General features: G+C 70.3%; 21 protein-coding genes. 18 read left to right on the top strand and 3 right to left on the bottom strand.

The genetic code is table 11. The annotated features are described in order from the left end of the window. Positions 1–3: 3 nt before the first annotated feature. Positions 4–909, bottom strand: coding sequence for an NAD(P)-dependent oxidoreductase (locus Q0P88_RS04730; protein ID WP_295011606.1), 906 nt, complete (start codon positions 907–909; stop codon positions 4–6). 112 nt (positions 910–1,021) lie between these two features. Here Q0P88_RS04730 and Q0P88_RS04725 point away from each other — a divergent pair, with 112 nt between their 5' ends. The 11 genes from Q0P88_RS04725 (at position 1,022) to Q0P88_RS04675 (ending at position 12,434) form a co-directional block, all read left to right on the top strand. Then, positions 1,022–2,083: a D-2-hydroxyacid dehydrogenase gene (locus Q0P88_RS04725; protein ID WP_295011604.1), complete on the top strand. Its 1,062-nt coding sequence runs from the start codon at positions 1,022–1,024 to the stop codon at positions 2,081–2,083. 23 nt (positions 2,084–2,106) lie between these two features. After that, entirely contained in the window at positions 2,107–2,904 is a 798-nt protein-coding gene (locus tag Q0P88_RS04720; RefSeq protein WP_295011602.1) for an IclR family transcriptional regulator, read from the top strand. A gap of 188 nt (positions 2,905–3,092) precedes the next feature. Next, positions 3,093–4,505, top strand: a complete 1,413-nt coding sequence (locus tag Q0P88_RS04715) for an MFS transporter (protein ID WP_295011600.1) — start codon at positions 3,093–3,095, stop codon at positions 4,503–4,505. Beyond that, complete coding sequence (locus Q0P88_RS04710) at positions 4,502–5,293, top strand: SDR family oxidoreductase (RefSeq protein WP_295011598.1); 792 nt, start codon at positions 4,502–4,504, stop codon at positions 5,291–5,293. The genes Q0P88_RS04715 and Q0P88_RS04710 overlap by 4 nt, the downstream gene beginning before the upstream one ends. Next, positions 5,293–6,021, top strand: coding sequence for a fumarylacetoacetate hydrolase family protein (locus Q0P88_RS04705; protein WP_295011596.1), 729 nt, complete (start codon positions 5,293–5,295; stop codon positions 6,019–6,021). The genes Q0P88_RS04710 and Q0P88_RS04705 overlap by 1 nt, the downstream gene beginning before the upstream one ends. A 67-nt stretch (positions 6,022–6,088) precedes the next feature. Then, complete coding sequence (locus Q0P88_RS04700) at positions 6,089–7,120, top strand: zinc-binding dehydrogenase (protein ID WP_295011594.1); 1,032 nt, start codon at positions 6,089–6,091, stop codon at positions 7,118–7,120. Between the two features lie 179 nt (positions 7,121–7,299). Continuing rightward, entirely contained in the window at positions 7,300–8,517 is a 1,218-nt protein-coding gene (locus Q0P88_RS04695; protein WP_295011592.1) for a branched-chain amino acid ABC transporter substrate-binding protein, read from the top strand. Positions 8,518–8,616: 99 nt separating this feature from the next. Further along, positions 8,617–9,633, top strand: coding sequence for a branched-chain amino acid ABC transporter permease (locus Q0P88_RS04690; RefSeq protein ID WP_295011590.1), 1,017 nt, complete (start codon positions 8,617–8,619; stop codon positions 9,631–9,633). Continuing rightward, positions 9,630–10,829, top strand: coding sequence for a branched-chain amino acid ABC transporter permease (locus tag Q0P88_RS04685; protein WP_295011588.1), 1,200 nt, complete (start codon positions 9,630–9,632; stop codon positions 10,827–10,829). Before Q0P88_RS04690 ends, Q0P88_RS04685 begins: the two co-directional genes overlap by 4 nt. Beyond that, positions 10,826–11,734, top strand: a complete 909-nt coding sequence (locus Q0P88_RS04680; protein WP_295011586.1) for an ABC transporter ATP-binding protein — start codon at positions 10,826–10,828, stop codon at positions 11,732–11,734. Before Q0P88_RS04685 ends, Q0P88_RS04680 begins: the two co-directional genes overlap by 4 nt. Continuing rightward, positions 11,727–12,434, top strand: a complete 708-nt coding sequence (locus tag Q0P88_RS04675) for an ABC transporter ATP-binding protein (RefSeq protein ID WP_363316498.1) — start codon at positions 11,727–11,729, stop codon at positions 12,432–12,434. The genes Q0P88_RS04680 and Q0P88_RS04675 overlap by 8 nt, the downstream gene beginning before the upstream one ends. A gap of 63 nt (positions 12,435–12,497) precedes the next feature. Here the strand turns inward: Q0P88_RS04675 and Q0P88_RS04670 are convergent, their stop codons facing one another. Further along, positions 12,498–12,623, bottom strand: a complete 126-nt coding sequence (locus Q0P88_RS04670) for a hypothetical protein (RefSeq protein ID WP_295011582.1) — start codon at positions 12,621–12,623, stop codon at positions 12,498–12,500. A gap of 205 nt (positions 12,624–12,828) precedes the next feature. On the opposite strand from Q0P88_RS04670, the gene Q0P88_RS04665 reads away from it, so the two are divergent. Then, positions 12,829–13,449 (top strand): 50S ribosomal protein L25/general stress protein Ctc, encoded by a 621-nt coding sequence (locus Q0P88_RS04665; RefSeq protein WP_295011580.1) that lies wholly within the window; start codon positions 12,829–12,831, stop codon positions 13,447–13,449. 107 nt (positions 13,450–13,556) lie between these two features. Beyond that, positions 13,557–14,138 (top strand): aminoacyl-tRNA hydrolase, encoded by a 582-nt coding sequence (pth, locus tag Q0P88_RS04660; RefSeq protein ID WP_295011578.1) that lies wholly within the window; start codon positions 13,557–13,559, stop codon positions 14,136–14,138. 43 nt (positions 14,139–14,181) lie between these two features. On the opposite strand, the gene Q0P88_RS04655 is transcribed toward pth, so the two are convergent. After that, complete coding sequence (locus Q0P88_RS04655) at positions 14,182–14,721, bottom strand: hypothetical protein (RefSeq protein WP_295011576.1); 540 nt, start codon at positions 14,719–14,721, stop codon at positions 14,182–14,184. Positions 14,722–14,810: 89 nt separating this feature from the next. Between Q0P88_RS04655 and mfd the strand changes: the two genes are divergently transcribed. The 5 genes from mfd to Q0P88_RS04630 all read left to right on the top strand — a co-directional run bounded on the left by mfd (position 14,811) and on the right by Q0P88_RS04630 (position 20,630). Then, positions 14,811–18,398 carry a transcription-repair coupling factor gene (mfd, locus tag Q0P88_RS04650; RefSeq protein ID WP_295011574.1) on the top strand — a complete coding sequence of 1,196 codons (3,588 nt, stop codon included), beginning with the start codon at positions 14,811–14,813 and terminating at the stop codon, positions 18,396–18,398. Then, positions 18,395–18,955, top strand: coding sequence for an NUDIX hydrolase (locus tag Q0P88_RS04645; protein ID WP_295011572.1), 561 nt, complete (start codon positions 18,395–18,397; stop codon positions 18,953–18,955). The genes mfd and Q0P88_RS04645 overlap by 4 nt, the downstream gene beginning before the upstream one ends. Positions 18,956–19,014: 59 nt before the next feature. After that, on the top strand, positions 19,015–19,785 hold the full coding sequence (locus tag Q0P88_RS04640; RefSeq protein WP_295011570.1) for a class I SAM-dependent methyltransferase: 771 nt from the start codon (positions 19,015–19,017) through the stop codon (positions 19,783–19,785). Positions 19,786–19,846: 61 nt separating this feature from the next. Continuing rightward, entirely contained in the window at positions 19,847–20,005 is a 159-nt protein-coding gene (locus tag Q0P88_RS04635; RefSeq protein WP_295011568.1) for a hypothetical protein, read from the top strand. A 28-nt stretch (positions 20,006–20,033) separates the two neighbouring features. Continuing rightward, positions 20,034–20,630: a gamma carbonic anhydrase family protein gene (locus Q0P88_RS04630; RefSeq protein ID WP_295011566.1), complete on the top strand. Its 597-nt coding sequence runs from the start codon at positions 20,034–20,036 to the stop codon at positions 20,628–20,630. The last annotated feature ends 8 nt before the right edge of the window (positions 20,631–20,638 follow it).

Here is a 20,638-nt window from a genome sequence, read left to right as displayed (position 1 = left end):
CTGTCATCCCCTGGTTCCATTCTGCGGCTGTCGTTGATCGACGTACCGTCGCGTGACGGAGATGTCCCTCTCGCCGAGGCCGGAGGCGACGATGTCGTCGAAGGCCGCACGCAGCGCGGGCAGCAGCGCCGGGTCGGTCCCGGTCGCCTCGGCGATCGCCTGGGCGAAGCCGAGGTCCTTGACCATGTAGCGGGCGATGCCGCTCGGTTCATCGGTTCCGGCGACGAGCTGCGCGCGGCGGCTGTCGAGCAGACGCGATCCCGCGTAGCCCCCGGCCAGCAGCGTCCACAGCGCGTCGAGGTCGAGGCCGGAACGGTGGGCGAGCACGGTGGCCTCGCCCAGGGCCAGGATCGTGGCGGCGACGACGAGCTGATTGCACGCTTTCGCGACCTCTCCCGACCCGAGCGGCCCCAGAGCGACGGGGGTCCCGCACGGGGCGAGGACGCGGGCGGCGAGGGCGACGTCCGCGTCCTCGCCGCCCAGCATGATCGAGAGCGTCCCGGCGACGGCGCCGTCCACGCCGCCGGAGACGGGGCAGTCGACGACGCGCACCCGGCCCTCGGTCTGCACGGCGATCCGTTCGGCGAGGGCGCGGACGCCGGGTGCGGACGAGGTGGATCCGATCAGCAGGAGGAGGTCGCCCGCATCCGCGAGGAGTCCGTCGGATCCTGCGAGCACCTCTTCCAGCTCGGGGAGGTCGGGGAGCATGGCGAGGACGACGTCCGCGCGGGCGCCCAGCTCGCGCGGGGTCGGCACCTCCGTCGCCCCGGCGGCGGAGAGCTCGGTCTGCGGACGACGCGAGGAGATCAGCAGTCGCCCATGGCCGTCCAGCAGCCGTCGCGCCATCGGGTGCCCGATCGCTCCCAGGCCCAGCATGCCGACCGTGACATCGTCGTTCGCGTCGCTCATGGTGTCATGGTAGCGAAGATCCATTGGGTGGAACAGTATTCATTGGGTTGGATTCGCGCTACAGTGACGACGGAAGTGGCGACGGAAAGACGGCGTGACGAAGGAGGCCGCGATGGTCGATGAGGCGACGACGAGACTGCGGGCGGTCGCCGCGGTGCCGCTGGACGACGCGCTCTGCCGGCTGATCGAGGAGCTCGAGCCGCGCGTGGAGATGGTGCGCGACCCCTCGCTCATGCGCCCGATGCGGGGTCCCGCCGACTGGTCCGGCGACCCGGAGCACCACAGGACCGACGCGGAGCAGCGGGCGTTCGAGCAGATGGTGGACTCCGCCGATGCGCTTCTCGGGATCCCCGACGTGGACCCCGCGGCCCTCGCCCGCACCGTGCGCGCCAATCCGCGGCTGCGGTGGGTGATGACGACCGCGGCCGGCGGCGGCGCCCAGATCAAGGCCGCCGAACTGGAGCGCGCCGACCTGGAGAGGGTCGTCTTCAGCACGAGCGCGGGAGTGCACGGCTCCCCACTGGCCGAGTTCGCCGTGTTCGGTGTGCTCGCCGGCGCGAAGGGCCTCCCGCGCCTCCTCGCGGATCAGCGCGAGAGGAGCTGGCCGGAGCGCTGGGAGATGCGGCAACTCGACGAGATGACCGTGCTGGTGGTCGGGCTCGGCGGCATCGGCGCGGAATGCGCGCGCCGGTTCCATGCGCTCGGGGCGCGGGTGTGGGGGACCACGCGCTCGGGGGCTCCCGTCGAGGGGGTCGACCGGCTCGTCCCGCTCGCGGAGCTCGTCGACGCCGTCGCGCACGTCGACGCCATCGTGGTCACGCTTCCCGGCACCGCGCAGACGCACCACCTCATCGGCGCGGAGGTGCTCGCGGCGGTGCGTCCCGGGACGATCCTCGCGAGCGTCGGGCGCGGGACGGTGATCGACGAGGAGGCCCTTCTCGGCGCCCTCGACGACGGTCGCATCGCGTTCGCCGCCCTCGACGTCTTCGAGGTCGAGCCCCTTCCGCGCAGCTCCCGACTGTGGTCGCATCCGCACGTGCTCGTCAGCCCGCACACGGCCGCGCTGAGCGCGAAGGAGGAGGAGCGGATCGCGCGGCGGTTCGCGGCGGACGCGACGCGCCTGCTCGACGGCGGTGCTCCGCGCGCCGTGGTCGATACGGTCGAGTTCTACTGACCGCATCACCGAGGGAGTTCCGCATGGCCGATGAGGGCGACGTCCGCGAAGGACGCGATCCGGCGCCCGCCGTGACCCGGAGCATCCGTCTGCTCGGCCTGCTCGCCGAGGCGGCGGGGCCGCGGACGCTGACGGAGCTCGCGAGCGGCCTCGGTCTCGCCAAGTCGTCGACCGCCAACCTCTGCCTCGCCCTCGAGGCGGGTGGCATGGTGGAACGAGGCGCCCAGGGCTATCGTCTCGGGGTGCGGACGGCCGAGCTCGGCGGTGCCTTCGCGGCGCAGTTCAATCAGGTCCGCGAGTTCTACGCCGTCTGCGAGGCGTCGCCGGTCCTGTCCGGCGAGCTCGTCCAGGTCGCGATGCTCGACGGCACCGACGCGCTGTACCTGGCCCGGTACGAGGGCTCGCGCACGATGCGCCTGGGCACGCCTCTGGGCTCCCGGCTGCCCGCCGCGCTCTCGGCGGCCGGTCGTGCGCTGCTCATGGCCCTGAGCGACGCCGAGGTGGAGGCGCTGCTCGGAGCGGACGCCTCCTTCCCCGCGCTCACGGAGCGCAGCGCCACGGGCCTGGAAGCTCTGTGGGAGGCGCTCCGGGCGGGTCGGACGCGCGGGTGGACGATCGACGGCGAGGAGTCGTTCCGTGGGATCGTCGGCGTCGCCGTGCCGCTGGACGGATGGTCCCCGTCGGATCCGGCGCTCGCGCTGGGCGTCGCGATCCCGGCCGCCGACGCAGGATACGACCGCATCGAACGCGTCGGTCATGCGCTGCAGGATGCCGCGAAGGCGCTGACGAACCCGTTCAGCGGCGCCGCGCGCTCGCGCTGAACGGCTCGGATCCGCGCCTGGCCCGCGCCCGGATCCCTCTCGCGCCGCATTCGTGCGCGCGTTCGATCGTGACGCGATCGGGGAGGGACTGTCGAGTGCCGCGGAAGGTCCGTCCACAGGGTTGAACAAGGACCAGCGGGTTGGTATTGTCATCCCATCGCCGAGGCGAGCCGATCGAAGGAGATGGCATGACGACCACGCACCCCGCCGCGCAGACACCGTCGGAGGATCCGGAGTACGCAGCGAATCTGCGTCGGGCCACGCTCGCCTCGAGCATCGGGAGCGCACTGGAGTACTTCGACTTCGCCCTCTACGGCCTCTCCACGGCGCTCATCTTCAACGTCCTGTTCTTCCCCCAGGGCAACCCGGGGATGGCGACCGTCGCCGCGTTCGCGACCTTCGGCGTCGGCTTCCTCGCCCGGCCCTTCGGCGGTCTGTTCTTCGGGATCCTCGGCGACAAGCTCGGGCGCAAGTGGGTGCTCGTCGCGACGATCGTGCTGATGGGAGGCGCCTCCACCGCGATCGGGCTGCTGCCGACGTACGCGGCGGTGGGGCTGTGGGCGCCGGTCCTCCTCGTGCTCATGCGCCTGCTCCAGGGGTTCGGCGCCGGCGCGGAGCAGGCCGGGGCGACGGTGCTCATGGCCGAGTACGCGCCCGTGCGCCGGCGCGGCTACTTCGCGGCGCTGCCGTTCATCGGGATCCAGGCCGGCACGGTGCTCGCCGCCCTCGTCTTCGCGGGCATCTCGACGCTGCCGAAGGAGCAGCTGCTGAGCTGGGGCTGGCGCGTTCCGTTCCTCTTCTCGTTCGTGCTGATCCTGCTCGCCCTGTTCATCCGGATGCGGCTGCGCGAGACCCCGACCTTCGTGGAGCTGGAGAAGCACGAGCAGGTCGCAGAGCACCCGTTCCGCGAGATCTTCGGCCACGGCCTGCCCGGCGTGATCGTCGGCATCGGACTGCGCATGGCGGAGAACGGCGGTTCGTACATGTTCCAGACCCTCGGCCTGGCGTTCTTCGTGGCCGTCGTGGGCCCCATCGCGGACAAGAGCCTGCTGACCTGGGGCGTGACGATCGGCTCCCTGATCGGCGTGTTCTCCGTGCCGTTCACCGGCTATCTCTCCGACCGGTTCGGCCGGCGCACCGTGTACCGGTTCGGAGCGGTGTTCATGCTCGCGTACGCGTTCCCCGCCTGGTGGATGCTGTCGCTCGGCAACCCCTTCCTCGCGGTCGGCGTGATCGCCATCGGCATCGGGGTCGCCGTCAACTCGATGCTCGGTCCGCAGTGCGCCATGCTCCCCGAGCTCTTCGGCAACCGGCACCGCTACCTCGGCGTCGCGATGGCCCGGGAGATCTCGGCGGTGCTGGCCGGTGGTCTGGCCGGTGTGCTCGGCGCCTACCTGCTCGCGGTGAGCGGCAACAACTGGGTCTTGCTCGCGACCTACATGGCCGTGCTCGCGCTCATCACGACCGCATCGACCTTCCTCGCCCCGGAGACGCTGCGCCGCGACCTGACGCGGGTGGACGACGCCGTGAAGGTGTCGCGCGACGAGACCGGGGAAGGGGTCGACGCCACGACCGTGTCCCTCTCGGCGGTGCGGGCATGAGCGCGATCGACCTCCCCGCGGGACTGTCCGCCTTCGACCTCACCGGGCGCGTCGCGCTCGTGACCGGCTCCACCCGAGGACTGGGCCGCACGATCGCCGAGGGGCTCGCCGCGGCCGGGGCGACGGTGATCGTGCACGGACGCTCGTTGCGGTCGGCGGAGGCGGTCGCGGAGGAGATCGCGGCGGCGACGGGGGTGCCTGCGGCGGCAGAGGCCTTCGAGCTCACGGAGACCGCGGGCATCGACGCCGCCGTGGCGAGGATCGAGGCGCGTCACGGCCGCATCGACGTGCTCGTGAACAACGCGGGGATCCAGCGCCGCGCACGCATCGACGCCTTCGCCGACGAGGACTGGGACGCGCTCGTGCAGACCAACCTCGGCGCGGTGTTCGCGCTCAGCAGGGCGGTGTCGCGAGGCATGATCGCACGGGGATCCGGCAAGCTCATCCAGATCGGATCGGTGCAGTCGCAGCTCGCCCGTCCGTCGATCGCGGCCTACGCGGCCACGAAGGGGGCGATCGTGATGTTCACGCGGGGGCTCTGCGCCGATCTCGGTCCGCACGGCGTGCAGGCGAATGCGATCGCGCCGGGCTACTTCGAGACGGCGCTGACCCGCGCCCTCGTCGACGACGAGGCGTTCTCGGCCTGGGTGCGCGGACGCACCCCGGCCGGGCGATGGGGCGATCCTCGCGATCTGGTCGGTGCCGCGGTCTTCCTCGCCAGTGCCGCGAGCGACTTCGTGAACGGACAGACGCTCTACGTGGACGGCGGAATGACGGCGGTGGTCTGATGCGGATCGGGCGTGCGGCGACCCACGACGGCACCGTGTTCGTGCGCGAGGAGGGGGAGGGCCTCGTCCGCATCGAGGACCCCTACCGCGCCTTCGCCGCGGGCAGGGAGCCGGCCGATCTCGGCCCTGCCGAGGGAGTGCTCCTGGCGCCCTCGGATCCGCTCGTCGTCGTGGGGATCGCGCAGAACGGCCCCGACCATGTCTCGCCTGTGCAGGCGTGGCTGAAGAGCCCGCGCACGATCGTGGGCTCTGGGGTCCCCGTGCTGCTGCGTCGAGACGCCGGCCAGGTAGTCGCGGAGGGGGAGATCGCGGTCGTGCTCGGTCGCGGGACGGACGGGCTCACCGCGGAGAACGCGCACGAGTACGTGCTCGGGATCACGGCGGTCGACGACCTGTCCAGCCCGGACAGGTCGTCCTTCGATCCGCGCAACTTCGAGTCCAAGTCCGGTGCCGGGTACACCCCGCTCGGGCCGTGGATCGACACCGCTCTCGACCTCGACGACGTCGCGCTGAGGCTCGAGATCGACGGCGTGACGGTCGCCGCGACGGGGGCCGCCGCTCTGCCCGTCCCGATCCGGCGGTGTCTCGCCTACGTGGCGGCGTGGTCGCCGCTCGGGCCGGGAGACGTCGTCATGACCGGTGCCCCGTTCTCGCAGAACGCGGTGCGTCCGGGGCAGGTCGTCGCGGTGACCGTGGGCGGCGTGCGACTGGAGACGCCGCTGCGCTGAACGCACGCCGGCGACGCTGAAGACCCGTCCTGTCCCAGAGGACCGGACCCCACTCGAGGAGGAACCCATGCCGAACATCGCCGTCGTCGTCCACGCCGCGGGCGACCTGCGCGTCGAGGAGATCGCCGAGCCGGCACCGCGCCCCGACGAGGCCGTCGTCGAGATCGCGTTCGGCGGCATCTGCGGCTCCGATCTGCATTACGTCCAGCACGGCGCCGCAGGGGCCTCCGTCCTACGCGAGCCGATGATCCTGGGGCACGAGGTCTCCGGCACGGTGCTCGTCGCCGCGGCGGACGGATCCGGTCCTGCGGCAGGGACGGCCGTCGCCGTCCACCCGCTCACCCCGCACGGGGACGGCGTGACGCCTTGGCCGCAGGACAGGCCCAACCTGGCGCCGGCCTCGACCTATCTCGGCTCCGCGATGCACCTCCCGCACACGCAGGGCGCGTTCGCGCGGCGGGTCGCGGTGCCGACGCGCATGCTGCGCGCGCTTCCGGCCGGACTCGATCCGGCCCTCGCCGCGGTCGCGGAGCCCGCCGCGGTCGCCTGGCACGGCCTCGGGCAGGCGGGCGACGTCCGAGGGCGCAGCGTCGTGGTCATCGGCGGAGGTCCGATCGGTCAACTCGTCGCGGCGGTCGCGCGGCACCACGAAGCGGCGTCCGTGGCGGTCACGGACCTGCATCCCCTCCCGCTCGCACTCGCCGCCCGCCGCGGGGCCACGGCGATCGACGCGCGCGACGCGTCGACGATCTCGGGGCTGTACGCCGACGTGGTCGTCGAGTCGAGCGGGACGCCGCAGGGTCTGGCCGCAGCGATCTCCGCGGCCAGACCGGGAGGGACCGTCGTCCTGCTGGGGCTCCAGCGCGCCGGTGAGGTCCCCGTCCCGATCGCGACCGCGATCGTCCGGGAGCTGCGCCTGATCGGATCCCTGCGTTTCGCGGGCGAGCTGGATGCGGTGATCGCGGCCCTCGCGGACGGATCGCTCGACGTCGAGGGGATCGTCACGCACGTGCTCGGCGTGTCGGAATCGGCCGAGGCGTTCCGCCTGGCCGCCGATCCCTCCCGCTCCGGAAAAGTCCTCCTCGCCTTCGACAGATGACGCGCAGAAGTCGCGCAGGTAACGATCCGAACATCCATCCCGCGTTATCACGCGAAAACTGGACTCCGTCGGACTAATGTCGTGCGCGGAGCGGCCACAGCGTTGTACGCTCACCACACCTTGATGACGCCGGAGTCCACGAAGTGGTCGACCGGTGACCCGAATCGGAAGGCAATCACATGTTGCGAAAGAAGGCCATCGCGGGTGTCGCGGCTGCGGCAGCGCTGCTGCTGCTGGCGGGCTGCGCGAACCAGGCGGCCACGCCGTCGTCCTCCTCCGGCAGCGGCGGAGTCGACGTCCCCACGGTGACGTCCGTCGAGACCCCGAAGGACGCGGTCCTGCCCGCGGGCGACGGCAAGGCGACGTGCTCGAATCTCACCATCGGCTACATCGGTGCGGAGACCGGCCCCAACGCCCAGCTCGGCATCAACATCTTCAACGGCGTCCAGCTGGCGATCGACCAGCACAACAAGGCCAACCCCGGCTGCCAGGTCGCGTTCAAGAAGTTCGACACCGAGGGCGACCCGAACAAGGCGACGGGCCCGGTGACCCAGGCGGTCAGCGAGTCCGACATCGTCGGCGTCATCGGCCTCCCCTTCTCGGGCGAGTCCAAGGCCACGGGCAACATCTTCGAGCAGCAGGGCCTCGTGCACATCACGCCCTCGGCGACGAACCCCGACCTGACCAAGAACGACTGGTCGACGTTCTTCCGCGGCCTCGGCAACGACTCGCAGCAGGGTCCCGCCGCCGCCAAGTTCGTCACCGACACGCTCAAGGCCAAGAAGGTCTACCTCGTGCAGGACGACTCCGACTACGGCATCGGCCTGGCCAAGACGACCGGTGACGCGCTCGGCTCCGCCAAGATCGGCAGCGACAAGGTCACCACGGGCCAGAAGGACTTCTCGGCCGTGATCTCCAAGATCATGAACGCCAAGCCCGACGCGGTCTACTACGCCGGCTACTACGCCGAGGCCGCCCCGTTCGACCAGCAGCTAGTCGCCAAGGGCTTCACCGGCTCGTTCGTCGGCCCCGACGGCGTCAAGGACGACCAGTTCATCAAGCTGGCCGGCGACGCGTCCAAGAACGCCTTCTTCACCTGCCCCTGCATCCCGGGCGAGCTGCTGAAGGACTTCGAGGGCCAGTACAAGACGGCGTTCAGCGCCGAGCCCGGCACGTACTCCATCGAGGGTTACGACGCGGCCACCGTGCTGCTGAGCGGCATCGACGCGGGCAAGACCAGCCGCGCCGACCTCAAGTCCTGGGTGAAGGACTACGACAAGGACGGCCTGAGCAAGCACTACAAGTGGGACTCCACGGGTGAACTGCAGGCTCCGGCGGTCTACGGCTACAAGATCGAGGACGGCAAGATCGTCTACATCGGACAGATCGGAAAGTGACCGACGGGATCCCGCGACGCAGACACCACCGCGTCGCGGGATCCTTTTCCCCCGCTCGTTCCCGGCGCGAGACCCGCGCCCGCTTGGAAGCGACCCTGAATGCTCGATCTCTTCGCCCTGTCCGTCGTGCACGCGGACTCCTCCTGGATCAACTTTGACGTCAACGCGCTCTTCCAGAACTTCTGGAGCGCCACCTTCGACGGCCTCACCTTCGGGGCCGTCTACGGACTCATCGCCGTGGGCTACACGCTCGTCTACGGCGTCCTGAGCCTCATCAACTTCGCCCACTCGGAGGTCTTCATCGTCGGCGCCTACGGCGTCGTCATCACCCTCACCTCTCTCGGCTTCGGCCCGAGCGCGCCGACGATCGGCCCCGCCGCGATCATCATGGACCTGCTGCTCGCCCTCGTGGTCGGCATGCTGGCCTCGGCGGTCACCGCGTTCATCGTCGAACGCGTGGCCTACAGACCGCTGCGCAAACGGAACGCGCCGCGACTCGCGTTCCTCATCACAGCGATCGGCGTCTCGTTCGCGATCCAGTACCTGATCTTCCTGCCGTTCATCGGCGGGGCGAACGCGCAGCCCGCGGTGACGATGTTCATCCCGACGCCCGTGTTCGACGTGTTCGGGACGATCATCACGAACCAGCAGATCATCATCGTCGTCGCGGCCGTGCTGCTCATGGTCGGCACCGACCTGTTCATCCGGCGCAGCCGCACCGGCCGCGGGATCCGCGCGGTCGCGCAGGATCCCGACACCGCGACCCTGATGGGCGTCTCCAAGGAGCGCACCATCGTGATCACGTTCATCATCGGCGGTCTGCTCGCCGGCGCTGCGGCCCTGTTCTACGTGATGCTGGTCCCGTCCGGCGTCATCTACAACGGCGGCTTCATCCTCGGCGTCAAGGCGTTCGCGGCGGCGGTGCTCGGCGGCATCGGCAACGTGCGCGGAGCGCTGCTCGGCGGCATTTTGCTCGGCGTCGTCGGCAACTACGGGCAGATCCTGCTCGGCGACGCGCAGTGGGCCGACGTCGTGGCCTTCGTGATCCTCGTGCTCGTCCTCCTCGTGCGGCCGACCGGCATCCTCGGAACCACCCTCGGAAGGAGCAAGGCATGAGCACCTCGGCCGACGGACCCCGTCCCCTCCCGACCGCGGAATCCGCCCGCGAGGCGATCGAGACCGAATCGATCGCGACCCCGCGTCGCGGACCGTTCCGGGATTTCCGCGAGCGCTGGAACGGCCTCTCGCGTCCCATGCAGTGGGCGTGGATGATCCCGGTGGTGGCGATCGCCTATGCGATGCCCTACCTGAACTTCTTCCCGCTCACCACCTCGCCCGGCAACGACTGGCCGCTCGCGCTCTTCGCGATGGCGGTCTACGCACTCGTCGCCGTCGGCCTGAACGTGGTCGTCGGCTACGCGGGTCTGCTCGACCTCGGCTACGTCGCGTTCTTCGCGGTCGGGTCGTACACGGCGGCGATGTTCACGAGCCCGGACTCGCCGTATCTGAAGATCCCGTACCTGTGGACGCTGCCGCTGGCGATGGTCATCGCGATGATCTTCGGCGTGGTGCTCGGCGTGCCGACGCTGCGTCTGCGGGGCGACTACCTCGCGATCGTGACGCTCGGCTTCGGTGAGATCGTCCGCATCCTCGCCACGATCATCCCCGCGATGAAGGGCCAGGTCGGCTTCCAGAACGTCGGCCGGCCTCCGGGGAACGGTCCCAACGGGATCCCGATCTTCGCCAACTCGAACGGCACGCCCTGGTACTGGCTGACGATCACGATCCTCATCATCATCTTGCTGCTCGTGGGCAACCTGGAGCGCTCGCGCGTCGGCCGCGCCTGGATCGCGATCCGCGAGGACGAGGACGCCGCGGAGACGATGGGCGTGCCCACCTTCAAGTACAAGGTGTGGGCCTTCGCGATCGGCGCGAGCGTCGGCGGTCTGTCCGGGGCGCTGTTCGCCGGTCAGGTCGGCTTCGTGAACAACCAGAAGTTCGATGTGCAGACTTCGATCCTCTTCCTCGCCGCGGTCGTCCTGGGCGGTACGGGCAACAAGGTGGGTGCGATCCTCGGTGGCGCGATCGTCGCGTACATCCCGCTGCGCTTCACGGCGATCGCCGACTACAAGTACCTCATCTTCGGCGTCGCCCTCGTGATCCTGATGATCTACCGTTCGCAGGGTCTGATCCCCGCCAAGATGCGCCTGATGGCCTTTGGACGCAAGGCGGGCGAGTGGATCATGCCGCCGAAGGTGCCCAAGAACGCGGCACCACCGGCCGCGCCGCGCACGGAAGGGAGCGCATCATGAGCGACCAGAGCGCGCAGCCGGAGAACGTCGAGCCCGTCCTCGACCCCGCGGAGCCGGCGATCGTGCCCGGTCAGGAGCCGCCTCTCGTCGAGGGTGCGGAGTCGGAGCGTCCGATCGACGTCGAGGTGGGCGAGAAGCTCGTCGAGGTGAAGAACCTGACGATCAAGTTCGGCGGCCTCACGGCCCTGGACGACGTCACGTTCGACATCAAGCGGGGGGAGATCCTCGGACTCATCGGGCCGAACGGCGCGGGCAAGACGACCTGCTTCAACGCCATGACCGGCGTCTACAAGCCCACGAGCGGCGACGTGCTCCTCGAGGGCGTGTCGGTCAAGGGGCGCAAGCAGCATCAGATCACCCGGATGGGCCTGGCGCGCACGTTCCAGAACATCCGCCTGTTCGGCGAGATGACCGCCCTGGAGAACGTGGTCGTGGGCCTGGACGCCCGTCACCGCACGTCGGTCCCCGGTGCGCTGCTGCGCCTGCCGCGGCACGTGCGGGAGGAGAAGAGCTCGGTCGAGCGCGCCATGGCGCTGCTGGAGTTCGTCGGCATCGCACAGCACGCGCAGAAGCGCTCGCGCGACCTGTCGTACGGATCCCAGCGCCGTCTGGAGATCGCCCGAGCCCTCGCGACCGATCCGAAGCTGCTCTGCCTGGACGAGCCCGCCGCGGGCTTCAACCCGGCGGAGAAGGAGGATCTGATGGCCCTCATCCGGTCCATCAGGGACGAGGGGTACACGGTTCTGCTCATCGAACACGACATGAAGCTCGTGATGGGCGTCACCGACCGCATCGTGGTGCTCGAGTTCGGGCGCAAGCTCGCCGACGACGTGCCGCTCGCCATCCGCAACGATCCGCGCGTGATCGCCGCCTACCTGGGGGAGCCCGAAGATGACGCTGCTTGAGCTCAAGGACGTCTCCGTCCACTACGGCCGGATCAAAGCGATCCACGACATCTCGTTCTCGGTCGACGAGGGCGAGATCGTCTCCCTCATCGGCGCGAACGGCGCGGGCAAGACGACGACCATGCGGACGATCTCGGGCCTGCTGAACCCGTCGAGCGGATCCATCACGTTCGACGGGCAGGACATCACCAAGATGAAGGCCCACCTGCGGGTGGTCAAGGGGATCTCGCAGTCGCCCGAGGGCCGGGGGATCTTCCCCGGCATGACGGTGATGGAGAACCTCGACATGGGCACGTTCGGACTGCGCAACAAGTCCGGCATCGCGGAGTCCTACGAGCGGGTGTTCTCGCTGTTCCCGAGGCTCGATGAGCGCAAGAAGCAGCTCGGCGGGACGATGTCCGGCGGCGAGCAGCAGATGCTCGCGATCGGGCGGGCCCTCATGTCGCAGCCGCGCGTCCTGCTCCTCGACGAGCCCTCGATGGGACTGGCCCCGCAGTTCATCCGGCAGATCTTCAAGATCATCACCGAGATCAACGCGCAGGGGACGACGGTCTTGCTCGTGGAGCAGAACGCGAACCAGGCGCTCGCGCGGGCGCACCGCGCCTTCGTCCTGGAGACCGGGGCGATCACCCGCACCGGGACGGGCAAGGAGCTGCTCGCGGATCCGGCCGTCAAGGAGGCCTACCTCGGCGTCGGCTGACCGGCGCACACGCGAGAAGAACCGCGTCGTCCCTTTCGGGCGGCGCGGTTCTTCGTGGTCGGGTCAGTCCTTGCGGTAGCCGGAGCGGCCGAGCGAGAACAGCGCGCCGAAGCAGAGCACGGCGGCGCCGATCGTCATCAGGCCGATCAGCCAGGCCAGCGCTTCGGAGAGGATTGCACCTTCGGTCATGACTCCAGAGTACCGTCCGCGGCTCCCGGCGAAGTCGGGTAGCATGGACGGGTCCTCGGCGAGGGAGGGCGCGTCCGCGCGCTCATCCGTGATCGACGCGGCGAGCCCGGCGCTCCACCGGTTCCGTGCTCTCCTTGCGTCGTGTCGAGACGACCATCCCAGACCACCGCGCAGCCCGAGCCGCGCGTCCTGCAAGGAGAACATCATGTCCGAAGACACCAAGGTCACCGCGGAGCTGCGCACCAGCTTCGGCAAGGGCTTCGCCCGTCGTCTGCGCGCGGCCGGCCAGATCCCCGCCGTCCTCTACGGTCACGGCACCGAGCCGGTGCACGTCGCCCTCCCGGGCCACCAGGTCTCGCTGCTCATCCGCCGTGCCAACGCGCTGCTCGAGCTCGACATCGAGGGCAAGAGCCAGCTCGCGCTCGTCAAGGACGTGCAGAAGGACCCGGTGCACCAGATCGTCGAGCACATCGACCTCCTCGTCGTGAAGAAGGGCGAGAAGGTCGCGGTCGAGCTCCCCGTCGTCATCGTGGGCGAGCCCTTCGCCGGCACGATCGCCAACCTCGACACCGCGAGCCTCTCGGTCGAGGCCGAGGCCACCCACATCCCGGAGAACGTCGAGATCGACGTCGAGGGCCTCGAAGACGGCGTGCGCATCACCGCCGCCGACGTGAAGCTGCCCAAGGGCGTCACCCTGGCCGCCGATCCCGAGACGCTCGTCGTCGCGATCTCCGTCCCGGTCGACACGCTCGCCGAGGAAGAGGCCATCGCCGAGGCCGACGAGGCCGTCGCCGAGGAGCAGTCCGAGGAGGCCGCCGCGGAGTGATCCCGCGCGGCTGAACGACTCAGAAGGGGGTGCGACGCGGTCGCGCCCCCTTCTCCCGTCTCCGGCGCACCGCGCGTGCGATCCGAGGATCCGGAAGGATGGTTGCCATGGCGCAGACGTGGCTGGTGGTGGGGCTCGGAAATCCCGGTCCGAAGTACGCGGCGACGCGGCACAACGTCGGGCAGATGGTGCTCGACGAGCTCGCCGCGAGACGGGGCGAGACGTTCCGCGAGCACAAGGGAGGTGCGCGCGTGGTCGAGACCTGGCTCCGCCCCGGCGCCGATCGGATCGTGCTGGCGAAGCCGAACTCCTACATGAACGTGTCAGGGACCCCGGTCGCCGCGCTCGCGAAGTTCTACTCGGTGGACCCCGGGCACGTGATCCTCGTGCACGACGAGCTCGACATCCCGTTCGACACGATCAAGCTCAAGTCCGGCGGGGGGCACGGCGGCCACAACGGCATCAGGGATGTCGCTCGGGCGCTGTCCACGCCCGACTTCCCGCGCGTGCGCGTGGGGATCGGACGTCCGCCGGGGCGACAGGATCCGGCGGACTGGGTTCTCGCACCGTTCGGTTCGGCCGAACGGCAGAACCTCCCCGTCCTCGTCTCGGACGCCGCGGACGCGGTGGAGCAGGTGATCGGGGAAGGACTGCTCGCGGCGCAGCAGACGCACCACGCGCCCCGGTGACGGAGGCGCGTCGCGCCGACGTGCTCGGGGCCTGCCGCGCGGGTCAGGCGTAGCGGGAGGCGGCGGCCGTCGCGCCGCCGATGAACACGCCGATCCAGACGAGGAAGAAGAAGACGAACGGTCCGATCGCGGAGACGACGATCGCCGCGATGCCCGTGCCGCGTCCGCGACGTCGCACGGTCGCGACGATGCCCTGGATCAGGGCCCAGATGCCGATCGCGGTCGCGGCCCAGCCGGTGATCTCGAGCCACAGCACGAGATCGCGCACCGGCGTGAGGAACGACAGAGAACCCGATTCCAGGGTGGCCGTGTCGATCGAGGCTCCCGCGCCTTCGGCGATCTGAGCCGCGAGCACCACTGCGACGCCCGAGAGCACGACGGTCGCGAACAGGGAGAGGGCCAGGGCGAAACGCCCGAGCCCCGGGCGCTCGGGCATCGCGGGGGCGGCGATCGCGTAGCCGCCGGCCGGTCCGGCGAACGCACCGGGAGGGGCCTGATAGAGCGGAGCGGCGGGCTGCGCCGGCGCGGAACCGGGTGTTCCGTACGGCGGAAAGGACGGGCGCTGCTGCTGCGGATCGGTCACGCGTTCATCCTAGGCGCGGTCCGTGGCGGGCGACCGTTCGCGTGCACCGGGCCCGGCCCGATGTCGGCGCCGGCACGTAGACTCGTCCGGTGACTGTGCAGGGGATCATCCGCGCTCTGGAAGAGGAGGCGTCCGGCTTCCGGGACGCCCTGACCTGGGCGCAGACCGACGCCGACCTGCTCGCCAGCGCAGGCATGGACGTTCCGACGATCGCAGGCCTGCTCGAGCGCCGTGCGGCCGGCGGCAAGCCCGCCGCGCTCCTCGTGGTCGCGCCGACCGGTCGCCGCGCGGAGTCGCTCGCGGCGGCGTTGGACTCGTATCTCCCGGACGCGGAGATCCTCTCCTTCCCGGCCTGGGAGACGCTGCCGCACGAGCGCCTCAGCCCGAGCCCCGACACGGTCGGGCGCCGACTCGACGTGCTGCGGCGCATGACGGTGTGGTCGGGGGAGAGGCCCCTCGTGGTCGTGGCCTCGGTGCGGGCTGCCCTGCAGCCCGTGGCCGCAGGGCTCGGCGACGTCGAGCCGCTCGAACTGACGCTCGGCGGACGCGGCTACGATCTCGACGGAGTCGCCGCGTCGCTCGTCGAACGGGCGTACTCCCGTGTCGACATGGTGTCGCGCCGCGGCGAGTTCGCGGTGCGAGGCGGGATCCTCGACGTGTTCCCCCCGACGGCGGAGCACCCTGCACGGGTCGAGTTCTTCGGCGACGAGGTCGACCAGATCCGGCTCTTCTCCGTCGCGGACCAGCGCTCGCTCCCCGCCGCGCCCGCGCGCGTCGCGCTCCCCGCGAGCCGCGAGCTGCTGCTCACCGACGAGGTGCGGCAACGGGCGGGAGCGCTCGTGGAGGCCTTTCCCGGGATCGCCGGAATGTTGCAGAAGATGGCGGAGGGCATCCCGGTGGAGGGCATGGAGTCCCTGCTCCCGGTCGTGGCCGGTCCGGTGGTGCCGCTCACCGACTACCTTCCTCAGGGGGCGGCCGTCGCCCTCGTCGACCCGGAGCGCAGCGGGGCCCGCGCAGCCAGCCTGGGAGAGACCAATCGCGAGTTCCTCGACGCCGCGTGGAGCGCGGCGACGGCAGGAGCCTCGGCCCCGATCGACCTGCAGACCGGGGACTTCCTCTCGATCGCAGAATTGCGTGCGGCCGTGCATGCCAGGGGCGGCGTGTGGTGGCGGCTCAGCGCCTTCGACGCGGGGGCGGAGGATGCGGCGTTCGATCAGGGCGCCGACGGCGTGAGCGCCACCCCGATCCCCTCGTTCCACGGCAATGTCGACGGGGCGATCGAGTTCACCGGCGCCCGCGTCGCAGACGGCTGGCGCGTCGTGCTCATCGCGTCCGGCCTGGGACTCGTCGACCGGGCGCGCGACGTGCTCGCCGATCGCGGGATCGCCGCGCGCGTCGTCGACGACCTTCCGGGGGTCCCCGATCCGGGTGTCGCGACGCTCGTGTGCGGAACGGTCGAGTCGGGCTTCCAGGTGGCCGACGCGAAGATCGCCGTGCTCACGGAGAACGAGTTCTATGGGCGGACGATCGGCGGCGACACCCGCGTCGTGAAGAAGCTCGCGTCGCGGCGCAAGAACGTCGTCGATCCGATGCAGCTCAAGGCCGGCGACTTCGTCGTGCATCAGACCCACGGCATCGCGCGGTTCGTCGAGATGACGCAGCGCGAGGTCTCCTCGGGCGGACGCAACGCCGTCAAGACCATGCGCGACTACCTCGTGCTCGAATACGCGCCGTCCAAGCGGGGCTATCCCGGCGACAAGCTCTACGTGCCCACCGACCAGCTCGATCTGCTCTCGAAGTACGTCGGCGGCGAGGCGCCGCAGCTGTCGAAGATGGGCGGCAGCGACTGGGCCGCGGCCAAGGGCAAGGCGCGCAGGGCTGTGCGGGACATCGCGGTCGAGCTCGTCAAGCTCTACTCCGCGCGGATGGCCGCGAAGGGGTACGCCTTCGGCCCCGACACCCCCTGGCAGCGTGAGCTGGAGGAGGCTTTCCCCTTCGCCGAGACGCCCGACCAGCTGCAGACGATCGACGAGATCAAGGCCGACATGGAACGGCCCATCCCCATGGACCGGCTGCTCAGCGGCGACGTCGGCTTCGGCAAGACCGAGGTCGCCGTGCGCGCCGCGTTCAAGGCGATCCAGGAGGGCAAGCAGGTCGCGATGCTCGTGCCGACGACCCTGCTCGTCAAGCAGCACCTCGAGACGTTCAACGAGAGATTCGCGGGCTTCCCCGTGAAGGTGCGTCCGCTGTCCCGCTTCCAGACCGACAAGGAGGCGCGGCTCACGCTCGAGGGCCTGCTGGACGGCTCGGTCGACATGGTGATCGGGACCCATCGGATCCTCACCGATCAGGTGATGTTCAAGGATCTGGGCCTCATGATCATCGACGAGGAGCAGCGCTTCGGGGTCGAGCATAAGGACGCGCTCAAGAAGCTCAAGACGAACGTGGACATCCTCGCGATGAGCGCGACGCCGATCCCGCGCACGCTCGAGATGGCGGTCACGGGGATCCGGGAGATGTCCACCCTGCAGACCCCGCCCGAGGATCGGCATCCGATCCTCTCCTTCGTGGGGCCGAGGAGCGACAAGCAGGTGGCGGCGGCGATCCGTCGCGAGATCCTTCGCGAGGGCCAGGTCTTCTACGTGCACAATCGGGTGCAGTCGATCCAGCGCGTCGCGGCGGACCTGGCCGAGCTCGTGCCAGAGGCCCGGATCGCGGTCGCGCACGGCAGGATGGGCGAGCACCAGCTCGAACAGGTCGTCGACGACTTCTGGGAGCGCAAGTACGACGTGCTCGTGTCGACCACGATCATCGAGACCGGCCTCGACATCTCGAACGCGAACACGATCATCATCGACCGCGCGGATCGGTACGGTCTGAGCCAGCTGCACCAGCTGCGCGGCCGCGTCGGGCGAGGACGCGAACGGGCCTACGCCTACTTCCTCTACGACGAGCTGAAGCCCCTCAGCGAGACGGCGGCCGACCGGCTGCAGACCATCGCGGTCAACAACGACCTCGGATCCGGCATGCAGGTCGCGCTCAAGGACCTCGAGCTGCGCGGAGCAGGCAACCTGCTCGGAGCGGAGCAGGCGGGGCACATCGCCGGCGTCGGCTTCGACCTGTACCTGCGCATGATCGGGGAGGCCGTGGCGACGTTCCGCGGCGAGGAGACCGAGACGGGTGCCGAGCTGCGTCTGGAGCTCCCCGTCGACGCGCGCATCCCAGACGCGTACATCGACAGCGAGCGCCTGCGGCTCGAGGCGTACCAGAAGCTGTCGTCCGCGGCGACGGCGACCGCGCCCGACGACGCGATCGACCACGTCGTCGAGGAGCTCACCGACCGGTACGGCGCCCCTCCGGCCGAGGTGGAAGGACTCGTCGCGATCGCGCGGCTGCGTCGCAGGGCTGCGCGCGCGGGTCTCACCGACGTGGTCGCGATGGGGTCGAATCTGAGGGTCGCCCCCGCGCGGTTCGAGGATTCGATGAAGGTGCGCTTGCAGCGCCTCTACCCGCAGGCCAAGCTCGTCGGCGGCTCCGAGGCCCTCGTCGTGCCCATGCCGGGGGCGGATCGCGCCGACCCGATCGAGTGGACGGCGCAACTGCTCACGGCGCTGTTCCCCGAGCCCGCCGCCCCGGTGCCGGCGCCCGAGCGCGAGGCCGAGGCGGCGACGCGATGAGCGCCGCGGAGCCCCGCTGGCGCTGGTTGTCCACGCGCGAGGTGCACCGGGGGACGGTGCGGATCGACGCGGACGAGGTCGAACTGCCCGGCGGCGAGCGGCTCACCTACGAGGTCGATCGCAGCGCCCCCTATGCGGTGGCCACGCTGTTGGCGACCGGCGGGGACGTCGTCCTCGCCCGGCGGTACCGCTATCCGATCGATCGCTGGATCCTCGACCTTCCCGGTGGGGCGGGACGTCTGTCCGAGAGCCCCGAGTCCGCGGCACGCCGCGCGGTCGAGGAGGAGCTGGGCCTCATCGCCGACGACCTCTCCCCGCTGCAGGTGTTCGCGACGGATCCCGGACGCCGCGTGGCCAAGACCCATCTCTTCTTCGCCCCTGCGGCCCGGCCCGGGCGTGCGACGACGGGGGACACGACAGCGCAGGTCTCCGTCGCACGGCTGCCGCTGACCGAGCTCGACCGATTGATCGCCGAGGGCGAGATCCTGGATCCGGCGCTGCTGATCGCCCGTGCGGCGGCAGCGGCGAAGGGACTGCTCCCTCCGCTCGGGCGCTGAGGTCCATGCCTCCTCCGGCCCGCTGCGTGAGTGACCCCGGGAGCGGGCAAGATGGAGGGATGGATACGTTCGAGGAGCTGCTCGCCCGCGGTTCCGCGGCGGACGTCACGGGCTGGGGCTTCGACTGGCTCGACGGGAGAGCGAGCGAGGAGCGCCCTCCCTGGGGGTACGCGCATCTGCTGGCCGGTCGTCTGAGCACGGCCACGGCCTCGCTCGATCTGGACACGGGAGGCGGGGAGGTCCTTTCCGAGGCCTCGAGGTTCCCGCCCGTCGCGGTCGCCACCGAGGCATGGCCGCCGAACGCGGCGCGAGCCACCGCTCTGCTCCGCCCACGGGGCGTCGCCGTGGTGCGCACCGTCGCGGAGGCGGCGCTGCCGTTCGCCGACGCGGCGTTCGATCTGGTGAGCAGCCGGCACCCGGTGGCGCCGGACTGGGCGGAGATCGCACGCGTTCTGGTCCCCGGTGGCACGTATCTCGCCCAGCACGTCGGACCGGCGAGCGGTTTCGAGCTGATCGAGTACTTCCTCGGCCCGCAGCCCGAGGCGCGGCGTGCGCGCGACCCCCGCGACGAGGCAGCCGCGGCACGATCCGCGGGGCTCGAGATCGTGCAGCTCCGAGAGGCGCGGCTGCGCATCGAGATCCGGGACGTCGCGGCGGTCGTCTACCTGCTCAGGAAGCTGGTGTGGTGGGTTCCGGGATTCACCGTGGAGGGCCACCTCGACCGGCTCCGCGAACTCGATCGGCTCCTTCGGACCGAGGGCCCGTTCATCGCGCACTCGACCCGTCACCTCGTGGAGGCGCGCAAACCCTCCGCCGGCACGGATTCGTAGCGCATCCCCGCCGGGCCGTCAACCGGGCGCGGCGGGGCGGACCGCGGAGCATGATGAAGGCATGTGGACTCTCGTGATCATCCTGCTCGTCGTCTGGCTCGTGTTGTCGGTCCTGGGCTTCGCCATCAAGGGGCTGATCTGGCTGGCCGTGATCGGCGTCGTCCTGTTCCTGCTGACCCTCGTGTTCGGCATCATCCGGGGCCGCACGAACAAGAGCTGATCGCGGCGGCGGCCGCTAGTCTGGCCGCATGATCTACGAGCACCTGGGGGCTCGCCCCCGCATCCACGACACCGCCGTCGTGGCCCCTTCTGCGGTCATCTCCGGCGATGTGACCATCGGCGAGGACTGCCAGGTGCTGCACGGCGCCGTGATCACGGCGGAGGGCGGCCCGATCACCCTGGGTGAGCATGTCATCGTCATGGAGAACGCCCTGATCCGGGCGACCGCGGCGAACCCGGTGCACATCGGCGCCCACGTACTCGTCGGGCCCATGGCGAGCATCTCCGGCGCGACGATCGACGACGAGGTCTTCCTCGCGACGGGCACGCGCGTCTTCAACGGCGCGCGGATCGGCGAGCACAGCGAGGTGCGGATCAACGCCGTCGTGCACCTGCGTACGACGTTGCCTCCGGAAACGGTCGTGCCGATCGGCTGGGTCGCCGTCGGCGATCCTCTGCGGATCCTGCCTCCGAACCGTCATGAGGAGATCTGGGAGGCGCAGCACGAGCTCGACTTCCCCGGATACGTCTTCGGGGTGGACCGCTCCACGCCCGATCTCATGGTGCAGCTGACCGAGCGCTACGCGAGGTCGCTGGCACGACACGGCGACGACCGGGCGCTCTGAAGCCCGCA

The organism is uncultured Microbacterium sp., from assembly GCF_945952435.1.
Taxonomy (GTDB): Bacteria; Actinomycetota; Actinomycetes; order Actinomycetales; family Microbacteriaceae; genus Microbacterium.
This window is presented reverse-complemented; position numbering and strand designations above follow the sequence as displayed.

Bases quoted from the DNA above. Each gene is read 5' to 3' on its own strand.
- Q0P88_RS04685 (WP_295011588.1), top strand. From the start codon at position 9,630: ATGAGCACCTCGGCCGACGGACCCCGTCCCCTCCCGACCGCGGAATCC.
- Q0P88_RS04730 (WP_295011606.1), bottom strand. From the start codon at position 909: ATGAGCGACGCGAACGACGATGTCACGGTCGGCATGCTGGGCCTGGGA.
- Q0P88_RS04665 (WP_295011580.1), top strand. From the start codon at position 12,829: ATGTCCGAAGACACCAAGGTCACCGCGGAGCTGCGCACCAGCTTCGGC.
- Q0P88_RS04630 (WP_295011566.1), top strand. From the start codon at position 20,034: ATGATCTACGAGCACCTGGGGGCTCGCCCCCGCATCCACGACACCGCC.
- Q0P88_RS04640 (WP_295011570.1), top strand. From the start codon at position 19,015: ATGGATACGTTCGAGGAGCTGCTCGCCCGCGGTTCCGCGGCGGACGTC.
- Q0P88_RS04645 (WP_295011572.1), top strand. From the start codon at position 18,395: ATGAGCGCCGCGGAGCCCCGCTGGCGCTGGTTGTCCACGCGCGAGGTG.
- Q0P88_RS04670 (WP_295011582.1), bottom strand. From the start codon at position 12,623: ATGACCGAAGGTGCAATCCTCTCCGAAGCGCTGGCCTGGCTGATCGGC.
- Q0P88_RS04720 (WP_295011602.1), top strand. From the start codon at position 2,107: ATGGCCGATGAGGGCGACGTCCGCGAAGGACGCGATCCGGCGCCCGCC.
- Q0P88_RS04680 (WP_295011586.1), top strand. From the start codon at position 10,826: ATGAGCGACCAGAGCGCGCAGCCGGAGAACGTCGAGCCCGTCCTCGAC.
- Q0P88_RS04705 (WP_295011596.1), top strand. From the start codon at position 5,293: ATGCGGATCGGGCGTGCGGCGACCCACGACGGCACCGTGTTCGTGCGC.
- Q0P88_RS04690 (WP_295011590.1), top strand. From the start codon at position 8,617: ATGCTCGATCTCTTCGCCCTGTCCGTCGTGCACGCGGACTCCTCCTGG.
- Q0P88_RS04635 (WP_295011568.1), top strand. From the start codon at position 19,847: ATGTGGACTCTCGTGATCATCCTGCTCGTCGTCTGGCTCGTGTTGTCG.
- Q0P88_RS04715 (WP_295011600.1), top strand. From the start codon at position 3,093: ATGACGACCACGCACCCCGCCGCGCAGACACCGTCGGAGGATCCGGAG.
- Q0P88_RS04725 (WP_295011604.1), top strand. From the start codon at position 1,022: ATGGTCGATGAGGCGACGACGAGACTGCGGGCGGTCGCCGCGGTGCCG.
- pth (WP_295011578.1), top strand. From the start codon at position 13,557: ATGGCGCAGACGTGGCTGGTGGTGGGGCTCGGAAATCCCGGTCCGAAG.
- Q0P88_RS04695 (WP_295011592.1), top strand. From the start codon at position 7,300: ATGTTGCGAAAGAAGGCCATCGCGGGTGTCGCGGCTGCGGCAGCGCTG.
- Q0P88_RS04710 (WP_295011598.1), top strand. From the start codon at position 4,502: ATGAGCGCGATCGACCTCCCCGCGGGACTGTCCGCCTTCGACCTCACC.
- Q0P88_RS04700 (WP_295011594.1), top strand. From the start codon at position 6,089: ATGCCGAACATCGCCGTCGTCGTCCACGCCGCGGGCGACCTGCGCGTC.